Source organism: Aliiruegeria haliotis, from assembly GCF_003003255.1.
Lineage (GTDB): Bacteria > Pseudomonadota > Alphaproteobacteria > Rhodobacterales > Rhodobacteraceae > Tropicimonas > Tropicimonas haliotis.
Genome location: NZ_PVTD01000006.1, coordinates 25,664 through 44,621 on the forward strand (window position 1 = coordinate 25,664; position 18,958 = coordinate 44,621).

20 protein-coding genes are annotated in these 18,958 nt (G+C 62.7%); 8 read left to right on the forward strand and 12 right to left on the reverse strand.

Going from position 1 to position 18,958, the window contains the following annotated elements:
- Positions 1–55: 55 nt before the first annotated feature.
- The 6 genes from CLV78_RS14600 to CLV78_RS14625 are packed head-to-tail and all read left to right on the forward strand — an operon-like array spanning position 56 to position 4,688.
- A complete protein-coding gene (locus CLV78_RS14600; protein WP_211300997.1) occupies positions 56–1,063 on the forward strand; it encodes a zinc-binding dehydrogenase in 1,008 nt (335 codons plus the stop codon).
- Positions 997–1,779, forward strand: a complete 783-nt coding sequence (locus CLV78_RS14605) for an SDR family NAD(P)-dependent oxidoreductase (protein WP_245925076.1) — start codon at positions 997–999, stop codon at positions 1,777–1,779. Before CLV78_RS14600 ends, CLV78_RS14605 begins: the two co-directional genes overlap by 67 nt.
- Positions 1,780–1,789: 10 nt before the next feature.
- Entirely contained in the window at positions 1,790–2,461 is a 672-nt protein-coding gene (locus CLV78_RS14610; protein WP_106205570.1) for an RraA family protein, read from the forward strand.
- Positions 2,462–2,496: 35 nt separating this feature from the next.
- Positions 2,497–3,399, forward strand: coding sequence for a GntR family transcriptional regulator (locus CLV78_RS14615; protein ID WP_106205571.1), 903 nt, complete (start codon positions 2,497–2,499; stop codon positions 3,397–3,399).
- Entirely contained in the window at positions 3,396–4,235 is an 840-nt protein-coding gene (locus tag CLV78_RS14620; RefSeq protein ID WP_158263543.1) for an amidohydrolase family protein, read from the forward strand. The genes CLV78_RS14615 and CLV78_RS14620 overlap by 4 nt, the downstream gene beginning before the upstream one ends.
- A gap of 21 nt (positions 4,236–4,256) precedes the next feature.
- Positions 4,257–4,688 carry an RbsD/FucU family protein gene (locus CLV78_RS14625; RefSeq protein WP_106205573.1) on the forward strand — a complete coding sequence of 144 codons (432 nt, stop codon included), beginning with the start codon at positions 4,257–4,259 and terminating at the stop codon, positions 4,686–4,688.
- Between the two features lie 700 nt (positions 4,689–5,388).
- Here the strand turns inward: CLV78_RS14625 and CLV78_RS14630 are convergent.
- From CLV78_RS14630 to CLV78_RS14685, 12 genes are all read right to left on the reverse strand, one after another.
- Complete coding sequence (locus tag CLV78_RS14630; RefSeq protein WP_211300998.1) at positions 5,389–7,650, reverse strand: polysaccharide lyase family 7 protein; 2,262 nt, start codon at positions 7,648–7,650, stop codon at positions 5,389–5,391.
- 198 nt (positions 7,651–7,848) lie between these two features.
- Positions 7,849–8,169: a peptidoglycan-binding domain-containing protein gene (locus tag CLV78_RS14635; RefSeq protein ID WP_146136703.1), complete on the reverse strand. Its 321-nt coding sequence runs from the start codon at positions 8,167–8,169 to the stop codon at positions 7,849–7,851.
- Positions 8,170–8,427: 258 nt separating this feature from the next.
- On the reverse strand, positions 8,428–8,652 hold the full coding sequence (locus tag CLV78_RS14640; RefSeq protein ID WP_106205576.1) for a hypothetical protein: 225 nt from the start codon (positions 8,650–8,652) through the stop codon (positions 8,428–8,430).
- Between the two features lie 311 nt (positions 8,653–8,963).
- On the reverse strand, positions 8,964–9,170 hold the full coding sequence (locus tag CLV78_RS14645; RefSeq protein WP_106205577.1) for a cold-shock protein: 207 nt from the start codon (positions 9,168–9,170) through the stop codon (positions 8,964–8,966).
- A gap of 168 nt (positions 9,171–9,338) precedes the next feature.
- On the reverse strand, positions 9,339–9,566 hold the full coding sequence (locus CLV78_RS14650; RefSeq protein WP_106205578.1) for a hypothetical protein: 228 nt from the start codon (positions 9,564–9,566) through the stop codon (positions 9,339–9,341).
- Between the two features lie 350 nt (positions 9,567–9,916).
- On the reverse strand, positions 9,917–10,549 hold the full coding sequence (locus CLV78_RS14655) for a DUF1523 family protein (protein ID WP_106205579.1): 633 nt from the start codon (positions 10,547–10,549) through the stop codon (positions 9,917–9,919).
- A gap of 11 nt (positions 10,550–10,560) precedes the next feature.
- Complete coding sequence (locus CLV78_RS14660) at positions 10,561–10,911, reverse strand: hypothetical protein (protein WP_106205580.1); 351 nt, start codon at positions 10,909–10,911, stop codon at positions 10,561–10,563.
- Between the two features lie 13 nt (positions 10,912–10,924).
- The gene (locus CLV78_RS14665) at positions 10,925–12,271 is read right to left on the reverse strand and encodes a DUF6638 family protein (protein WP_106205581.1); all 1,347 of its coding nucleotides are present in this window, start codon (positions 12,269–12,271) and stop codon (positions 10,925–10,927) included.
- 112 nt (positions 12,272–12,383) lie between these two features.
- Positions 12,384–14,327: an AAA family ATPase gene (locus CLV78_RS14670; RefSeq protein WP_106205582.1), complete on the reverse strand. Its 1,944-nt coding sequence runs from the start codon at positions 14,325–14,327 to the stop codon at positions 12,384–12,386.
- Positions 14,328–14,399: 72 nt separating this feature from the next.
- Entirely contained in the window at positions 14,400–15,539 is a 1,140-nt protein-coding gene (locus CLV78_RS14675; RefSeq protein WP_106205583.1) for a hypothetical protein, read from the reverse strand.
- Positions 15,532–15,759, reverse strand: a complete 228-nt coding sequence (locus CLV78_RS14680) for a hypothetical protein (protein ID WP_106205584.1) — start codon at positions 15,757–15,759, stop codon at positions 15,532–15,534. The genes CLV78_RS14675 and CLV78_RS14680 overlap by 8 nt, the downstream gene beginning before the upstream one ends.
- On the reverse strand, positions 15,756–16,832 hold the full coding sequence (locus CLV78_RS14685) for a coiled-coil domain-containing protein (RefSeq protein ID WP_106205585.1): 1,077 nt from the start codon (positions 16,830–16,832) through the stop codon (positions 15,756–15,758). Before CLV78_RS14685 ends, CLV78_RS14680 begins: the two co-directional genes overlap by 4 nt.
- Before the next feature lie 167 nt (positions 16,833–16,999).
- Here CLV78_RS14685 and CLV78_RS14690 point away from each other — a divergent pair, with 167 nt between their 5' ends.
- Together CLV78_RS14690 and CLV78_RS14695 are read left to right on the forward strand one after the other, a co-directional pair.
- Positions 17,000–17,536 (forward strand): hypothetical protein, encoded by a 537-nt coding sequence (locus tag CLV78_RS14690; protein WP_106205586.1) that lies wholly within the window; start codon positions 17,000–17,002, stop codon positions 17,534–17,536.
- Between the two features lie 120 nt (positions 17,537–17,656).
- On the forward strand, positions 17,657–18,949 hold the full coding sequence (locus CLV78_RS14695) for an acetylornithine deacetylase/succinyl-diaminopimelate desuccinylase family protein (protein ID WP_106205587.1): 1,293 nt from the start codon (positions 17,657–17,659) through the stop codon (positions 18,947–18,949).
- Positions 18,950–18,958 lie beyond the last annotated feature (9 nt).

Genomic DNA, 18,958 nt, shown 5'->3' on the forward strand with positions numbered 1-18,958 from the left:
ACATCGAAACGACCGAGTTCCGCGAGGTCGCACCCCCGTCCCCGGGGCCGGAGAGGTGCTGCTTAAGGTGCGGCACGTCGGGCTCTGTGGCAGCGACCTGAATACCTTTCGCGGACGGAACCCGCTGGCAGACCTGCCGCGTGTCCCCGGTCACGAGATCGGGGGCCGGATTGTCGAGACCGGCGCTGCCGTCCCCGCAGAAGTCGCCCCCGGCGCCAATGCTATCATATTCCCCAATACAAACTGCGGAACTTGCACTGCCTGCCGGAAAGGCCGCGTCAATGCCTGCCAGTTCAATGCGACGCTCGGCGTGCAGCGGGATGGCGGCATGTCCGATTTCCTATGTGTGCCCTGGGAAAAACTGATCCTGAACGACGTGCTCCTGGCCCGCCACCTCGCGCTGATCGAGCCGCTTTCGGTTGGCTTTCATGCCATTGCGCGCGACCGGGTCTACCAGCGTGAAACGGTCGTTGTGCTGGGCGGCGGCATTATCGGTGTCGGCGCAATGCTTGGTGCATTGGAACGCGGAGCTGAGGTCATCGCCGACGATATTTCGGAGGCCAAGAGCGAGGCGCTTCTGTCTCTTGGAGGGAGGGCCGTGATCGACCCGGGGGAACAGGATGCGCTGGCGGCCATTCGCGACCTGACCGGTGGAAATGGTGCGGATGTGACCGTGAAGGCCGTGGGCCTGCCCGAAACCTTCCTTGCCGCTGTCGACTTGGCCAGTTTCGCGGGACGGGGCGCCTACGTGGGCCATGTCAGGGAAAAGGTCGCCTACGATACCGCGCCATTCAACCTCAAGGAACTGGACATGTACGGTTCCCGCAATGCCACCCGCGAGGATTTTGAAGCCGTGATCGCCTTTGTCGCCGCCAACCCGGAGCCGAGCGACCGGCTGATCTTACGGGTCTTTTTCGGGAACGACACACGCGAGTCCTTTGCATGGTGGGAATCCAATCGAAACAAGACGTTCAAGGCCGTCGTGGAGTTTCCGGAATGGCCGAGATCAGAACCGCATTTCTCGACCGAACATACGGCCTGTCGGGTCGAACCGCGCTCGTGACCGGTGGCGGCACCGGGATCGGTCTGGCCATTGCGCAGGCTCTTGCCAATGCGGGCGCGCGGGTGATCATTGCGGGACGGCGCGCCGATGTGCTGGACGCGGCGCTGCCGCATATCAATGGGGCGGCACAGGCCCATGCGCTCGACCTCGCAGACCTCGCAAGCCTGCCGGCGCGTTTCGCGGAACTGACTGCACGGGTCGGGACGATCGACATCCTTGTCAACAACGCGGGCAACACGATCAAGAAGCCCTTTGAGGACAGCGAGATGGAGGATTTTGACGCGGTGATGGACGTCTATGTCCGGGGGGCGGTGGAACTCACCCGGCACTTCGTGCGGCAGGCGTTTGGCTCGACACCGGCCAGCGTCGTTTTTTCATCCTCGATGACGGCCGATATCGGGCAGCCGCTCGTGCTCGGCTATACGACGGCGAAGGCCGTGATTTCCGGTCTTGTACGCGGGTTTTCGGCAGAGCTTGCCGGTCGCAATATCCGCGTCAACGGTGTCGCGCCGGGCTGGATCGATACCGCCCTGTACCGCAAGGCCACGGCGGGCGACGTTCCCCGGCAACAGGAGACCCTCAGCCGGATCCCGATGGCCCGGCTCGGGTTAGCCGAAGAGGTCGGCAACACGGTTGCGTTCCTTGCCTCGCCCGGCGCCTCGTATATCACCGGCCAGATCGTCTTCGTGGACGGTGGTGGCGCGACTGGATTCTGAAGGACCAGATATGGACGACACACAGCTTTTCGAAACGATCCGAACACGCCTTTTCACTGCCGTCGTCGGCGATGTGCTGGACGTGCTTGGGCACCGACACCAGTTCCTTCCGCAGGGAATCCTGCCACTGGATCCCGGCACGAAACTCGTCGGCCGGGCGATGCCGGTTCTGGAGGCCGACTATCCGGACGGGGTTGACGCCGGACCGCTCTCCGACAAACCCTTCGGCATGATGTTCGCGGCCCTGGACGACCTTCAGCCGGGCGAGATCTATGTCGCAACCGGCGCTTCGCTCGACTACGCGCTTTGGGGAGGGCTCATGTCCACGCGCGCGCGGCACCTCAAGGCGGCAGGAGCCGTGCTCGATGGCTTCATCCGGGACACTGCGGAGATCCGGCGCCTTGGCTTCCCCGTTTTCTCGCGCGGTGCCTATGCGCAGGATCAGGGCGTGAGGGGCAAGGTCCTTGACTGTCGTGTGCCGGTCCGCATCGGTCACGTTGACATTCACCCCGGTGATCTTCTGTTCTGCGATGAAGAAGGTGTGCTGGTCATTCCGCAGATCTGCGAGCAAGAGGCAATCGAACGGGCTCTGGATAAGGCCGAAACGGAAAGCGCGGTTGCAAAGGCCATTCGCGGTGGCATGTCGGCACAACACGCCTTCGAAACATTCGGCGTCATGTAGCCAGCACGCCACGCGGTGAACACAGGGAAACGGACTTGTCCCGAGACAACGTCATCTACAAGGAGGCATATAACCGAAGCCTCGACCGGATTGCCGAGTTTGGCGCTGGTGAGTGCCAGCCGTCCGAAGCTCGGATTGCCAGCCTGCTCGGCATTACCCGGACCACTGTCCGGGCCGTGCTGGAGCACTTGCAGGAAGTCGGAATCCTGCAATGGGAAGGGCGACGCAAGGCGATCCTGCGCCTTTCGGCTCCGCAGGACTACTACCCGGCCGATGAGACTGTCAGCCGTTCCGAGCAGGTCGAAACCGTCTTCATGGAGCACGTTCTCGGCGGCGACTTGGCGCCGGGCACCATTTTGCGTGAAAGCGAGCTTGCACGCGATTTCGGCCTCAGCCTGTCGGCTGTCCGGGAATTCCTGATCCGGTTTTCCCGTATCGGCCTGATCGAGAAAGAGCCCAATCGCCATTGGGTCCTGCGGGGATTCACCCGGAGCTTCGCAATGGAAGTGTTCGAGGTGCGGGAAACCTGGGAGAAGCTCGCCTTTGATCGCTTCCTGGCTGCCGGTCCAGACCCCGAAATGCAAAAGGCATTGCTGGCCATGCGGCCGGAACTCGAGGCGATCCGCACCGACATCGACAGGCGGTACCTTGAGTTTCCGGGACAGGACGAGGCCTTTCACCGGCTTAACTTCGAATACCTGAACAATCGTTTTGTCTATGACTTCTTCCCGGTCGTTTTGATGATCTTCCATTACCACTACCGCTGGAACAAATCCGACGAGAAGGAACGCAACCTCGCCGCCATCGAAGTTCACCTCGCAGTCATCGAGGCGCTGGCGGAGGGGGATACCGCGGCTGCCCGCCGGGCATTTCACAGCCACCTGGATCAAGCCCGCCGGACACTTCTGCAATCGGTGCGCTGGGGGGAAGAGCCGTGATCATCGATGCGCATCAGCATTTCTGGCAGTTGGACCGCGGCGTCTATGACTGGATCGACGATTCCATCGCTGGCCTTCGTCGCGACTTCCTTCCACACCACCTGGAGCCCTACCTGAAGCCGCTTGGGATCGACGGAACCATTCTCGTTCAGGCGTCTGAAACCGTCACGGAGAACGAGTTCCTTCTGAACACGGCCGAGGCATCCGGGTGCGTGCGCGGCATCGTGGCATGGCTTGACCTTGCGGCACCGAACGCGGTTTCAGAGTTGGAACGGCTCTCCGAGATACCGTTGGTCAAGGGGGTTCGCCCCGTCCTGCAAGGTATCGAGGACACCAATTGGGTTCTCCGGCGGGAGGTCCTAGAGGCGCTGCGCCACTTGCCGGGGCTCGGTTTGCGCTTCGATGCGCTGATCGTGCCGCGTCATCTTACGGCAATCGCCGAATTGGCGGATCGCCTGCCCGATCTTTCGATCGTCGTGGATCACGCTGCCAAACCCATCATCGCGAACCGCGCCCGCCCCGACGCGCATTGGAAACACGGGATGGCTCGGCTGGCCGGAATCGACAGTATCCATTGCAAGATCTCGGGCATCGCATTCGAGCAGGGGCGGGGCTGGACGACCGCGGGTCTGCAACCGGTTGCGGATCACCTTCTGGAGACCTTTGGCCCGCACCGCCTGATGTGGGGCAGCGACTGGCCGGTGTTGGAGCATGTCGGCTCCTACATCCAATGGTTCGACAGCGTGAACCAGATGATATCGGGGTGTGACGCGAGGGGCCGGGCAGCCATCCTCGGCGAAACCGCGACCGCCTTCTATGACCTTGAAACGACCTGAAACCCGAAGAAAGGTGCCGCCATGCTGATCGGCCTAGACCCCATCCTGTCGCCGCAGTTGCTCTACATCCTTCGCGCCATGGGCCATGGCGACCGCATCGTTATCGCCGACGCCAACTTTCCAGGAGACAGCTGTGCGAGCAAACTGGTCCGGCTCGACGGGGTGGATGCCTCCCGTGCCCTGAAAGCCGTGTTGTCTGTCATGCCGCTGGACACGTATGCGGAGGACCCGGCAATCTCGATGCAGGTCGTAGGTGACCCGAGTGAAGTTCCGGAGGCCGTCGCAGATTTCCAACGCATCATTGACGAAACCGCTGGCACGGCAGCCTCGATCACCCCCGTCGAGCGCTTTGCATTCTACGAGGCCGCAAAGTCGGCATACGCGGTTGTGCAGACCGGTGAACGCCGCTTCTACGGGAACATCATTCTCACGAAGGGCGTCGTCCCGGCCTGACGCGGGCTGCGTTTAGCAGAACTCTCAGGGCGACTGCGTTCGGTCGCGAAACGTCGCAGTTCCCCAGTGCCAACCGAACCCCGCATCAATTCTGGCGCCCGGTTTGGTAACGCGCGGGCAGTGGCAGAAAGCGCCGTGGGTGTCCTGCTCGCAGGCTTTCTGCGGGATGTCGCGTCGTCGGCGCGAAAACCCGGGGTTTGAGTGCAGAATACTGCCGACGAGGGCATGACGAGGGCAGCAGGAGACTGCGTGCAATGGCGCCGCCTGTCCGCGCTCACCCGACATCCCTTGTTTGAAACACGCGGCTCCTGCCCGCACGACCGTCCCGACGGGCGCCCGGAACCCCGCGTGTTTCATCGGATCTGCGCCAGTGACACGTTTGGAATGGGCGGGGTTGCGATTGGACGGCGGTCCGGTCCTCCGTGCCATACACTGCACCTAAAGTGACGACCGCCGCCTTCGTTGGTTCGGGCCGGCAGTCGACACTTGCCGGTGTGCCAGCGCAACAGTGGCGGCACGGACTGGCCGCAGGGCAACGGCAGATCCGACGCACAGGTCACGAATGCGCCGGTGAACCATCCCTATGTTGAGTATCGCAATAGCGGGCGCCCGGGACACCGGGCCGGTCGGGCTTCGGAACCACGCTCCCGGTTCCGAAACCCTACCTGTCAGCGACGCTCGCCCCTGACTGTCATTGGCGTCATGGCAGCACTTCAACCCGGACCTTTGTGAAATCGAGACCGTTGTCTGGCGTGTCCTTTGCCTTGGAACTGCCGAACGTCTTGCTGTTCACGTGAAAGGCAAGCATGCCGAAGGTATCCAGTGCGCTGCCCTCGTCGGTCTGACGGAACTCCGAGAGGGTCTCACCGTCCTTGCTCAGCGAACCGGAGATCTCGATGCCGTTGCCCAGCTTCCTGACCGCCATCACGCCGGTATAGGCCGTCCCGGCCTCGAACTGATACGGCGTGCCTCCGGATCCAAGGCGCTCATAGCCCTTCGTTGTGCCCAGCAGCCGACCTTGGCTATCGTCCTTATGCTTGCGCACATCGATGTTCGCCGCCGCAGGGTCTGACACGCCGATATCGAAATCGATCATGTAGCCGGGCAGGCCATCGTAGATCCTGTTGGGCTGCTTCGAGGAGGCGGACAGGTCGCCTTCCAGTTCGGGCCGACCCAATTTGTCGTAGAGCCCGACGCGGAAGGCGGACTCCCGGTCAGTGCCTATGGTTTCGGGCGTCGTGAACTCGAATGTGGCCCGCAGGGTCTGCCCCTCTGACAGGACCTGCGGCGCGAAGGTTGTGCGGATGCCACGACCGGACCCACCGGAAACCAGACCGAGCGCGCCCTCGGTCACCTCGATGGCGCTGCTGGAACTGGTTGTCCACCAGTTGGTATCTGCCGCGTCCGGGCCGTCGTCGCGGCCACCATCGGCGAAACTGTCCTCGAAGACGATCCCCGGTTCGGCAGGGGCAGCCGCCTTCGTGGGGTTCGAGAAGCCGCTGCCATCCCCCTTGGGCGCCGGATCGTGGGAGTAGTCGAGTTTGTAGAAGATGACCCGGTCGAAATCGGTCTCCGGTTCCGGGCTGGTGTTGTTGCCGGTGTAGGCGCCGGCCTTGAAGAACATGAACTCGTCCTCGACGCTGAAACCGCTGTCGCGCATGTCGAACGGCTCAGCGGCAACCTCGCTGCCATCGTCGCGGATGATTTTCAGGTGCAGCATCGGAATGATGCTATCGCCCTCCGGCTTGCCCTTGACCTCGATTTCGTAGGTGAAGACCTCGTCCAGCGCGATCCCGTCATCGGGATTGTCGATCCGGTCGCCGCGGCTGCCGATGACATCGACCCAGACTTCCTTTCCGGTCTCCGGATCATGCGCGAAGTAGATCGAGCCGTACTTGTTCTGCGGCAGCTTTCGGTAGTAGAGCCGGATCGGTTCGTCGTTCTTGGCGTGGATCTGGCCAATGACGACGCGGCCGACCTGATAGGCCTTCCCCTGCCGGGTTACCTGGTTCACGGCCAGTGTCGCGGTCAGCTTCCCATCGACACCTGCCGCTGCCGCCTGCGCCGAGAGTGGCGCGGACGAGAACACCCAGTTGTTCTTGTTGGGAAAACCGCCGTCCACGCGTGTGGCGATCGCGTAGTCGCCCTTGCGCAGCATGCCGCGCAACTCTGTCCGGGTGTAGCTGGTGTTCGCGGAGGTCTTCGCGCCGGCGGGCGTCACGCGAAACACCATCCCGCCGGTTGCCGGGTCGGTGTAGAAATACCTCGGGTCAGTCCAGCCCGCGGCCAGCTCGTTTTCGTAGACGCTGTCGGACTTGCCGTCGCCATCATCGTCGGCCGGGGTGGTGACGTACCAGCCGGTCAGGTCGAAGTTCTCGCCCGGCGTCTTGTCGGGATCAAGGCCAAAGAGCCCGCTGCCCTTCCGTTCGGTCAGCACTGGCTGCTCAGGTTTCTCGACAGCGACGCCACAGCCGAAGGCGGCAACTTCGACGATGCTGTTCCAGTCGTTGCTCTCGTTGCCATTGGCGACGATGCGAACAAACCGCGCCGCTGTATCGTCGAAATCGTAGGGTTCGAGGTCAAGGGTGGTGCCGCCGGACTGTCGCGTCGGGATACGCGTTTCGAAGGTCGTGCCATCGGCTGAGACCTCCACATAGAATTCCGACTTGCGGCTGTCGCCCTTGTGCCAGGCAATGGACAGCGATTTCAGTGTCTGCGTGGCGCCGAGATCCAGAAGCAGGCTCTTCGCCGCGCCCTGTCCCTGGTTCGACCAGCGCGAGTCGGCATCGAAATCGCCGTCGATCGCGTTCTCAGGGCCATGAGTTTCTTCGTAGAGACCGTCGTCGGTCGCGGAAACGATGATCAGGGCATCATTGGCATCGCAGGCACTGTTGGCCCAGGTTTGCGTGCCAAGGACTGCCCCGAGAAAGAGTCCAACTCCCGTCCGAGTTGCGTGTGTCACAATCACCTCCCAGTTGTTGTGCGACATCAAGGTTGGTTTTCAATTAGTGACAAATAAAAGGTATACACAAGCAACTTTTTACAAATTTTGATAGGCGCCAAACGCAAATGCGCCGACACGTGGCCGGCGTCAGGAAGCGTGGGAGGAGTTCGTTGCAAACTGCCAGAGAGAGACTCGCCGGCAGCGTTTGCAAGGCGGCTATTGCCGGACGACCGTGTGCAGGTACATGTCCGACATGATGTAGTAGAGGGCGATCTTCTCTTCGTCCTTCAACCCGCGATGGCGGGCGTCGATCCTATACAATTGGTAGCCCGGTGTGGTCGAGGCGGTTTCGATCGCGTTGGCAGTCTGGTGCCCGAACCTGCCGTCCACATCGCTTTGCAGGAAGCCGGGCGCCCGAAGCCGGATCTGAACGTATTCACGTTGGCGATGGGTCAGGTTGTTGAAATGTGTCTCCATATCCCCGGCAAGGGCTGACCCGGTCGAGAAAACCACGCTCCCCAGAAGGATTGATTTCACCATATTGCCCAACTGAACGCACCTCCGATCGATTTGGATGCGGTCAGGTAGCCCAGTCCCTTCGGCCAAAACCGGGCGAGAATGCGGGCACGGCGTGGCAAGCGCCTAAAGCTCTCGAAAAATCGGAAGGGATTGCGCGCTGGCGCGATGTGAGGGTTCAGATCACCGGTGGACCCGACGTCCCGCGAGTCCGGTCACCACGGGCCGATCAAACCCGCCTCGCGCCAAACCATGAGGCAGGGCGCAGGCTTAAGTGGATCACGACCAACTGGCTTCGTGTTCCAGGGCATCGGTCGGGTGAAACCCGCACCAGTAACACACCGCTGCCAGGGCGAGCGCGCGCCGGTTCCTGGCAAAGCGGATCTCGGCATAGATGTCCTGGGCTTCGTCCGCCGGTCGCGGTCGCAGCGGCGCCGGGCCAAGTCGGGCGGCAAGGTTGGAAAGCTCGTTCTGAATGCTCTTGATCATATTGTAGTTGCTCAATTTTGCTCCGTTCATATGGGGACAGGGCGCAAGCCATGTCGCGCCGGTCGTAGATAATCGTGATGAAGAAAGGGTGAAGAGGCGTTCGCGGCGGCCCGGGCATGACCCCGGTGTGCGCGCCACGCGAGCCGTGGCCGCGGATGCGTCGTCAATGGCGGCCGAAATCCAGTGTCTCTCCGGGATCCTGCGACGCAGGGACAGGTCCGGTGCTGCCGGATCCGCGGGGCAGTGTACGACTGGATCATGCGCCCGGAGAGGTGTTCCTTCCGGGCCGCATGAGGATCGGGGCGCCCGGAGAGCGCCCCGAGAAATCAGGCGAGTGCCAGGTTGGTCGCGGATTCGCGACCGTCACGGCCAGCTTCGATCTCGAAGGTCACTTTCTGACCATCGTCGAGGGCCGAAATGCCGGACCGCTCAAGTGCACTGATGTGGACAAAAACGTCGCGCTTGCCGCCTTCGGGCTCGATGAAGCCAAAACCCTTGGTCGAGTTGAACCATTTCACGGTGCCATTAGCCATCGTGTCGTCTCCTTGTTTGAATGCTGCCCGCGGAAATGCGGCAACCCGGCTCAGTCAGATCAATGTCGATACTGAAGCCGGATAAGGGAGACAGTGGTCAGAGAGATAACGTCGCCCACACTACATGGGGAGTGCACGTGCAAAACACAAGGGCGGATTTGGGGATGATCAGAAATCGAGCTCGATCTCTTCGAAGCTGGTGATCTTCTCGAATTCGGCAATCGCGGCCGGTGCGTCATGGAAGCGTCCGATCCGGTGGTCGCGATGATCCAGAAGCTCGGCGGTCGCGTCATCGGAAATCACCACCGAAGCGACGACTTTCCCGTCGCGAACGAGTTTCAGCGTGTTTGCGGTCTGCGCCGTTTTTACGACGCTGATCGGAGCACGATTTGCCATTCCTGACCTCCCGGGTTGAAACCGGCCCGGAGAATCTGGGCAAGCCACGCTCCCAAGATCACACCCGGGGCAGCAATGCCATCGGAATCCCACATCGGCGCAACAACTCGGGCACATATTTCCTGCGTCGTCGCCGGTCGGTGCTGCCGCGCGGTGGGCGGAGCGGTCGGACGGCACGCGCGACCGTCCCGGCTGGGCTGGCCACACTACGCGACCTCGCCGGCACACCGGCGCGGCGGATGCGATGGGATTCCTGCCCCTTCGGAACCCAAAACCCCTGCCCGTGGACGACGGGCAGGAGCGGTCGATAGAGGGGATTTCCTGGGACGCGCAGGACGAGGGCGCCGCGCCTAGCCCCGCGGTCCCTTCCAGCTGTTCCACCAACGGGAAGCCTTGGCACTGGTTTCGTCCCAGCCCTGCTCCATGTCGTCGAGCATCGGATCGACCCGCTTCGCGCGGAACTTGCGCCAGCGGGACCAGATCGCGAGGACGACACAGCCGAGCACGAGAAGAACACTGATCGCCGTCCAGGGGATGATCCGAACGTCGGGTCCGGCCACCGGTCTCGCGTGCACGGCATTGGGGAAGATGGTGAAAAATTCGTTGCGCCATCCGTAGTGCTTCATCGCAACCCATTGCGGGTTGGCCTTGGTGGACTTCAGGTCGGCGGCCTGGGTCTGCAGGTTCGTCGTGTCGAACTTGAAATAGGGCGGCCAACCCCAACCGGTATCTTCGTTGCGATAGACCATCGGCCGCCCGTTGGGCTTGATGGCCTGGATGAAGAAGACGTCCCTGTTGACGGTGTTCTGGGTCTCGCCGGTTTGCGGATGGGCCCAGAAGAGCGAGTTCTCACCGAAGTCGACGCGTTTCTCGTAGGTGTCGGTAATACGGACGATGTCATTCTGGGGCAGGGTGTAGTGCAGGAACGCCGCGACAAGCACCCAGATCGTGATCCAGAAGGTCCATTTGATGATGTCCCACATGGGAGTGATCCCTAGTTGAAGTTGGTGAAGTAGATGATTGTACCGATGAGCAGGATCGGCACGACGTAGACGCCGAGGATCAGTTTACGGCGGAGCGAGTCGTCGTAATCTGCGAGACCGGCCTTGATGAAGCCCTCCCGGTCGATGGCATTGGCTCCGCGGGACGGGTCGGCGAAATACTCCGTCACGAAATCCTCAAGCCCCTCGGCGGCGATCGCGTCGTTGTCCCCGGTGGCAACACCGTTGTCCCAGGTCCGCTCCAGTCTGGCGCGACGCTTGGAACGCGAGTAGAGCGACAGGCTGACATAGATCACCGTCAGCACGACGAAGAGGATCAGGATCAGTCTTGCAAGTGCGGCCATCCGCGGCTCCTTCCTATCGTCTCACCGCGCCCCAGGGGCCGACAAGCGTGATCAGCTCCTCGCGGGCGGGTGGTTCCGGTTCCTCCATCTCCGGCTCTTCGGGACCGAAGAGCGCGGCGCGGGCACCGGCCTTGTCCATCTGATACTCCGCTTCGAGGAAATCCGCGACAAAGGATTTCTTCTCCTCCGGCCAGCCCCGGTAAAGCTGGTAGAACAGCGGCTTGTGACAGATGAAAAGCTGGCGGACATCCTTCGGCGACAGCTCCGCAAGAAGCTGGTTGACGATGTCCCGATCCGGGTGGGGCGCCGCCCGCACTGTATAGAAATAAGCCGGGTGGTCGGAGCTGATCCGCGGCCAGGCGCCGCCGCCTTCGGCCCAGCGAACGAGGTCGGAAAGCTCATGGAATTCGTCCGGAAGCGCCGCGCCGAGCATCCGCGCCAGCCTGCGAAGCTCGCGGCGGTCCCCACCGGCGATGTCCTGCCCGAGCGTTGCAGCCGCGTCCACGAGGATGAAATCCATCTTCTGCCGCAGGATCGCGGCGGCATCGGCCCCTTTCGCTGTCACGATAGGCTCCACAAGCTCGTTGTCTGCCAGGAACCGCGCAATCCCGTTCCGGTCGGCCAGGTCCAGCGTGACATCAACGGGCAACTTGCCAAGCGCCTCCTTCGGGCCGACGGAGACCACGCCGGAGGTCGCCACATCCCGAAACAGGTACAGGCCACCGAAATGCGCCGTCCAGTAATTCGCTTGGGTGAAAGTCGGGTGGTCGAGGTGGATCGGATTGCGGGTGATGTCGCCGGTCCGCTTGGCCAGCCCGATCATCTCTCCGATCAAAACGTCATCCCACCAGGCGTCCGGCTCGGTACGGAATTGCTCGATTTTCTTTTGCAGGTCCTCGGCATGGGCGACATGACCCCGGGTGGTGTCGGCGGTCAGCGTGATCCGGCGGATATCGAAGAGCCTCTGAGGCGAGGACACTTCGAAGACAGAGTTCTCCAACTCCCCCAGCACCGCGTCCCTTGCTGTCAGCGCAAAAAGCTGGGTTTCGTTTGCCTCGATGAAATTGCGCAGAATGGAGCGCGACATGGAGAACTTCGCTTCGAGCAACGGCGCGGCCTTCTGCTCCGTCGTGAGCAGGATGAACTGCCGGTTGCAGCCATTCGGGTTGAGATATTGCCAATCGTTCAGCTCGTCGGCGATCTCGGGGGAGAAACCGGAAAGGTCCACGTGAAAGTCAGGCAGCGCGGTGCGCTTGCCGGAGAGCTTCTCCAGCGCACGGTTGTAGCGTTCGATCAGCGCGGGCGAGGCAACTGGGATCAGGTTCCCGAACATCAGCCCCTTTTCGATGAGGCGCATCATGGCCGGGGCCCTCCAACCTTGGTCGATGCCGCGCAATTCCCGTTCGTACCTCTGCCTTGCGTCCACGGCGCGTGCAGGCCGGTAGTGCGCCTGTGTCTGGATCGGATGCGCGTCATCGCGATGTTCCCTCCGCGTAGCGCCGCCGAGCCTCTTCCATCCGGCCCATGTCCCGAACCGCGGTCTCAATGGCCGCCTCGTCCGACTTGTCGGCATAGCGGAACTCGCTGTCGGCGTAGCGGTTGATCTCCTGAATCACCATGTCGACGGTGATCGGGCGGCGCAGTTTCTCGATCATGGCCTTCTTGGTCTCGTAGTCCCGGAACAGGAACAACTCCGGGTCCTCCATCCATTCATCGGGCAATTCGAAATCCATTGCCCGGACCTTTACCGCATCGGTGATGTTCTTGATCGCCCGCCCGGTGAAGCGCGGGTCGGCCTCCTGGATGCCCTTCAGGTATGTCCCCAGTTTCGCAATCGTGTCGAGCCGGCCGATCTCCCGCTCAACCTGTTCGTAGACCCGCACGAGGCCAGCTTCATGCGGCCGGCTGTGGCTCTCGAAGCTCTTCGCAACGGCGCGCTTGATCTCCTGATTGGCATAGAGGTCATGCGCGCCGAGCGGGATGTCGTGGTTCTTCCCCATGAGCAAGTGAAGGATGTCGATGTAGTCCTCCCGGCTCTTCGGCCCGTCGACCAGGAACCGCGCCCCGGCCCGTTGCCGGAGGGCATCGTCCACGTTCTCCGGATAATTCGAGAACATGCCGAAGGTGCAGTTGCCGCGCACAACGGTGTTGGCCCCGGCAAAGCTCTCCATCAGAACCGCGGTGATTTCCAACTGCCCTGCACTGGACTGCCGGTCGCCGCGCTTGCCGGCCAGTTGGTCGATATCGTCGATGGTGCCAAAGCCTATCACGTTCGGGTCGATGATCGAATTGATGAAGGCCTTGGCGTTCTGGCCGGACTTGCCCTGGTAGCTGTCGATGTTCTCGGTGGAGAGGTTCTGGTAGCGGAACGGGTAGCCAGCCACCTGGCAATACCCGTTGATCAGCCCCGCCATCATCTGGATCAGAGTCGTCTTGCCGGTGCCGGGCATGCCGTCGCCCATGAAGGTGAAGATGAAGCCGCCAAGCTCCGCGAACGGGTTCAGCTTGCGCTCGAAATCATAGGCCATCAGCATCTTGGCAAGCCGCATCGCCTGGTATTTGGCGATGTGGTTGCCGATGACCTCCTCCGGCGCCTTGAACGTCATGGTCAGGGCCGAACCCTTGCCCCGTCGTGCGGGCGTGAAGCCACGTATCGACAGGTCGTCTTCTTCCACCCGGTAATCGGCATCGGCAAAGCTGGCGGTCCGCGGTGCATTCTGTGCCCGCAACGTGGCCTTCTCCATCAATTGCTCGGCATAGGCGACAACGGTGGGCACCAGTCTGCTCTCGTCGCTGGCGAAGGTCGCTATCTCCTGATCCAGCTCCCAAAGGCTGCCGTGCAACGCCAGTTGGGCATTTTCCGTCAACACCTCCTCGACGGCGCCGATCTCCACCGTCGCTTCGCCGAGAGATGGCGCCAGCAGGAAGGCGGTGGCATTGGCGAAGCTGTGCAGCACCGCCAGCGCCTCGGCCTCCAGCAGTTCGGCGAAGGCATGCCCGGCCGTCCCGGCCAGCCTGCCTTCCAGGTTTTCCCGCTTCATCTCCGAAAGGCCCGTCGCTTCGGAAAAGGCCTCGCCAATGGCCAGCGAGATTGCCAGCGCGCGCCGAAGGGCCTGCAAGACGCTCGCCTGGACCGGAGACACCAGCGGGTCACCATTGTCAGCTGCCTCGATCCGGTCCACCAGCCGCACGCCGTCGGGCCGGGCCGTCGTGCGGGTGACCAGCCCCGGTGTCGTGGATCGAAACCGCCGTCGTCCGCCGATGCCCGGGGAACGTTCCGGGGTGGCAGAAGGCTCCGCCTTCGGCTTCGCGATCCGGGGCGTGTGGTCGATCCCTTCCAGCATCTCTGCGGCGGCCGCGTAATGCGCCCGGATCGCCTCTTCCTTCAGTTCCATCTGATCGGCCGGCAAACTCAACGCTCAACTCCCAACATCATCTTTCCTGAAATATCCCCGCCGGAGGCTCCCGCACGCAGCACAGGCGCAACGCTACCGGTAGGCAAAGACCCGTCCACCGCCGCTCACAACGTATTTCCGCACCGACCCGAATCCCGGCGGGTTCTTCTCGGCCAGAACCTGGTACTGGCGCTCGGGAAGAATGATCGACCGCTCGGTTGCAGTCGCGCCAGTCTCCGCGCCGCGCGCCGAGAACGGATCAAGCGCAAAGATCTCCCGTTCCGCCTTTCCGAACCAGCCGGTTTTCTCCCATTCGACCCGTTCAGAGACCAGTTCCTCGGTGGTCCAGGCCAGGGCCCAGTCCTGCCCCTTGGGCGCCCGTGCTTCCTCCAGAACCTGCGAGATCGGCCCGGATTGCTGCGTGAAGGCGCTGGAATACATCGGCCCCAGCCGCAGCCGCCGCAAGCGCTTCGGATGCAGGTCGTCGAAATCGCTGTCGAACCCCTGCGCAATCGTCACCAGCTTCAATCCCGCGATCGACTGCGCCATCAGGTGCTGTTGCACCCGCGGCCAGCGCCACTGGTCTTTCGGCAATGCGTGGTTGCCGCTGTCCTCCAGTTCCAGCAGGTAGATCACCGGAAGGTTCACCTGGCTGTCGTAGACGGCCCAATGCACCATGTAGCGGTTGCGCGCGGCGCTGTCGCCGGCGTTGCCCAGCCAGATCGCCACCGGATCGTTGCGGACCCAGAACAGCCCGCTGTTGGTCAGCGCTTCGTAGTACAGCCGCTGCGACAGCGCGAATTGCAGCTTCGTCGGGATCTCAAGGTCCCCGACGATGCTCCGCACCATCTCGTTCTTCAGCTCCTCGATACCCGGCATCCCGGCAAGATGACGCGCGGCCTGCGGGGCGTCGCTTGCCATGGTCATCAGTTCCTCGAACACCGGAAAGCCGCTTTCGTGCACATCGACGGTCAGCGACCCAAAGAACGTTCCAGTGTCGCGCCCGGTGAGAAGGTACTTGTGCGACAGCGCCTGAAAGGTGCCGTTCAGCGCCTCGAGATACCGCCCAAGCACCTTGACATCGGTCTTTGACAGGACCCGGTCGGTCGCCATCGCCGCCGCAACCCGCGCGAGATAGCCGTTGATCCGCTCGAACTTCTCGAAATAGCGGCGCGCGGCCCAGGTGTCGGCCAGTCCGACATGATCGCGCGTCAGGTCCGATACGTCACTCATTCCCGCACCTGTCGCTGCTGAGCCGGGTCCGCGCCCGGCCAAGCCCAGCACCAAGCAGAAGGACCAGCCCGACGGCCAGCCCCCAACCCAGCATCGTGTCAAACGTCAGCAACGCTGAACGCACCAGCGGTTCGGCCGCCGGCAGGTCCTGGCCCGCCAGCCACCGCAACCCGAAGGCACCCGCCATCAGGCCGGTCAGGGCTTTCTGTTTTCCGGTCATCCGCCGTAGAGGTTCCTGTCGTGCTTCTCGACGATGGTCTGGAAGCGGCGGGCAAATCGCTCGTCCGCCTTCTGCTTCTGCTCAAGGACCTTGCGGGCAAAGACCATGTGATCCTCGTGGGCCTCCATCATGTCGGCCATCCGGTCGTTGGTCGCGGTGCCGATCGCGGCCATTGCGGCCTGCGCCTCCTGATCAGTCTTCACGCCGATCTCGTTGATCCGGTGGGCAACGTCCTGTTGTTGCGCGGTTTTCAGCGACTTCGACAGGGCATCATAAAGCACCACGCGTTGCTTGGTGTCTGTCTGAAGCTTGTTGATCAGGACCATCTGCGTCGCCGCCTGGTTCTGCAGGCTGTCGACCCAGGTCTTGCCCTTCTCGATATAGCGCTCCAGCGTCTGGCTCTTGGCCAGCTTCACCTGCTCCTGCTGAACCAGTTCGTTGTACTTCGTGTTGAGCTCTGCCAACTCGGTTTCCAACTGCGTGCGCGCCGCGGCGTCCTGCTCAACCGAGATCTTGTTCTCAAGCTGGATGATGTCGGGGTCCATCCCCTGGATGTCGCCGCGCACCTGTTCCAGCTCCGCAACCGTGGCTTCACGTTCCTCCAGTGTCTCGCCGAGGTTGGCTTCGACCTTGGTGCGTTCGCCTTCCAGAATCCCGAGTTGTTCCTGCAACAACGACACGATCACGTCCGACTTGCCGATCAGATCCTGTAACTTGTCGTCGATATTCGCCGTGCGCAGCCGTTCCTGGCGCATCGATTCCGACTTTCCGCGTGCGAAGATCCCGACCAGGCTTTCCCAGCCTGTCTTGTTGCGCATTTCGTCGAAATCCTTGGAAAAGGCCGCCGTGACATCGTCCAGCCCCATGATCAGCTCGGCGATATTGGCGTTCATCGCCTCGGTATGGGCATGCACGTCTTCCAGGGTCGCGTTCTCGATATCGATGGAGATATCCTCGCCGCTGTCCATCTTCGCCCGTGCGGCCTCGATCCGGCTGGTTACCACGGCCATTTTCTCACGCGCAGCGGCCACCTGGGCCTGGCTGTCCCGAATTTGGGTTTCAAAGTCGGCCATTTCGCCTCCTCGCAATGCATCAACAAACTTGCCACGACCATAGCGGCCATTCCAGCGGGGGTCATCCGTAATCCGATGTCCCGTATCTGCGCGACTGATCTGTGGTGCCGCCCATCCCCATATCTGTGCCGTGACAGCATTTCACAAGCACTTGAAAGGACAACCCCATGATTTCCGGGCAGAAGATCACCCCAGCGGCCTTTCGCGAGCGTCTCGCGGTGCCCGGGGTCTGGAAGACCGACCTCGACGATCCTTCGCAAGCCGATGTGCTCGTGGTTGCCGCCCTCGAACCCGAGCCGGCCGAGGAAAACGTGACCCGTTTCCTGGAGCTTCTGAAGGGCCGCGGTATCTCGGTTGTGCTGTTCGATGCGGCGGAACTTTGCATGGAGACACAGAACCACCCGGGGGCCACGGAAGCCCTCCGCCAGTTCCTGCGTCTCAAGCCGCCGCAGGCGATGGTGATCTTCGGCGAAAAGGCGGTGCGCGGTGTTGCAAGGAACATCTCCGCCGAGTTGCCCGCGCCTCCGCTGCCCGGTGCCGGGCTGGCGGAAAAGGACTTCAACGGCTGCCGTGTGATTCCGCTGATGTCACTGGCGCCACCGGCCTGGAACCGCTGGAAGCGCTGGGCTTGGATGTACCTGGACGGCGTCGTCGCCGACATTGCGGGCAAACTGGTCGACCGGGACATGGGACGCGCGGCCTGAGCGCATCCCTCTCTGGCGCCGTCGTTGCCACCTGCAGGCAGGGCACGTGGGCAATCTGCCGCTGCCTGTGGCGGCGGCAACTCCATTGTGGCGACAGGGCTCCGGCGCTAGCGTTCGACCATGACACACGAACTAGATACACGCCTTGCCGCCGCCGTCGAGAGCCGGCGCGAGGCGCTCGTGGCGCTGACGCAGGACCTTATCCGTATTCCCACCCTAAATCCGCCGGGCCGGAACTACCGGGAGATCTGCGACTACCTCGATGGGCGCCTGTCGGCGGCGGGCTTCATGGTCGACCTGATCCGGGCCGAGGGCGCGCCGGCGGACAGTGACCGTTTCCCGCGATGGAACATCATCGCCCGCCGCGCCGGGCGCGGCGGCGGCGACACGGTGCATTTCAATTCTCACCATGACGTTGTCGAGGTTGGCAATGGCTGGACCGTGGACCCCTTCGGCGGAGAGGTGAGGGACGGGCGGGTCTATGGCCGCGGCGCCTGCGACATGAAGGGCGGGCTCGCGGCGTCCATCATCGCGGCGGAGGCCTTCATCTCGACATGTCCGGATTTCGGGGGCGCGGTCGAGATCTCCGCCACGGCAGATGAGGAATCCGGCGGCTTCGGTGGCGTTGCCTACCTGGCGGAGCAAGGCTGGTTCGATCCGGTGCGTGTACAGCACGTCATCATCCCCGAACCTCTGGACAAGGACCGTATCTGCCTTGGCCATCGCGGCGTCTGGTGGGCGGAGATCGAGACCAGGGGGAGGATCGCGCATGGCTCCATGCCGTTCCTCGGAGATTGCGCCGTGCGTCACATGGGGGCAGTGCTGGCGGAGATGGAAGAAAGCCTCTTCCCGCTGCTGGCCAGCAAGCGCACGGAGATGCCCGTCGTGCCCGACGGGGCGAAGCAATCCACTCTGAACATCAACGCGATCCACGGTGGCGAGCCAGTGCAGGAGGAGGGCTACACCGGCCTGCCCGCGCCCTGCGTCCCCGACCGTTGCCGCATCACGATCGACCGGCGGTTCCTGATCGAGGAAGACATCACCGAGGTGAAGGCCGAGGTGACCGCGATGCTGGAGAAGGTGAAGGCGCAGCGGCCCGACTTCGAATACGAGGTGCGGGATCTTTTCGAGGTGCAGCCGACCATGACGCCCGAGGGTGCCCCCATCGTGCGCACCGTGGCCCATGCGATCCAGAAGGTGCTCGACCGGGCGCCGGACTACGTGGTGAGCCCGGGCACCTATGATCAGAAGCACATCGATCGCATCGGCAAGCTGAAGAACTGCATCGCCTATGGGCCGGGCATCCTGAATCTCGCCCACCAGCCGGATGAATGGGTTGGCATCCAGGACATGGTCGACAGCGCCAAGGTCATGGCTTTGACACTGTCGGAGTTGTTGCCGAGCGGCGACTAGATCATCCCT

Excerpts from the sequence above, each read along its gene's own strand:
- CLV78_RS14605 (WP_245925076.1), top strand. The coding sequence starts at position 997 with ATGGCCGAGATCAGAACCGCATTTCTCGACCGAACATACGGCCTGTCG.
- CLV78_RS14610 (WP_106205570.1), top strand. The coding sequence starts at position 1,790 with ATGGACGACACACAGCTTTTCGAAACGATCCGAACACGCCTTTTCACT.
- CLV78_RS14625 (WP_106205573.1), top strand. The coding sequence starts at position 4,257 with ATGCTGATCGGCCTAGACCCCATCCTGTCGCCGCAGTTGCTCTACATC.
- CLV78_RS14645 (WP_106205577.1), bottom strand. The coding sequence starts at position 9,170 with ATGGCTAATGGCACCGTGAAATGGTTCAACTCGACCAAGGGTTTTGGC.
- CLV78_RS14650 (WP_106205578.1), bottom strand. The coding sequence starts at position 9,566 with ATGGCAAATCGTGCTCCGATCAGCGTCGTAAAAACGGCGCAGACCGCA.
- CLV78_RS14655 (WP_106205579.1), bottom strand. The coding sequence starts at position 10,549 with ATGTGGGACATCATCAAATGGACCTTCTGGATCACGATCTGGGTGCTT.
- CLV78_RS14660 (WP_106205580.1), bottom strand. The coding sequence starts at position 10,911 with ATGGCCGCACTTGCAAGACTGATCCTGATCCTCTTCGTCGTGCTGACG.
- CLV78_RS14665 (WP_106205581.1), bottom strand. The coding sequence starts at position 12,271 with ATGATGCGCCTCATCGAAAAGGGGCTGATGTTCGGGAACCTGATCCCA.
- CLV78_RS14675 (WP_106205583.1), bottom strand. The coding sequence starts at position 15,539 with ATGAGTGACGTATCGGACCTGACGCGCGATCATGTCGGACTGGCCGAC.
- CLV78_RS14680 (WP_106205584.1), bottom strand. The coding sequence starts at position 15,759 with ATGACCGGAAAACAGAAAGCCCTGACCGGCCTGATGGCGGGTGCCTTC.
- CLV78_RS14685 (WP_106205585.1), bottom strand. The coding sequence starts at position 16,832 with ATGGCCGACTTTGAAACCCAAATTCGGGACAGCCAGGCCCAGGTGGCC.
- CLV78_RS14690 (WP_106205586.1), top strand. The coding sequence starts at position 17,000 with ATGATTTCCGGGCAGAAGATCACCCCAGCGGCCTTTCGCGAGCGTCTC.
- CLV78_RS14695 (WP_106205587.1), top strand. The coding sequence starts at position 17,657 with ATGACACACGAACTAGATACACGCCTTGCCGCCGCCGTCGAGAGCCGG.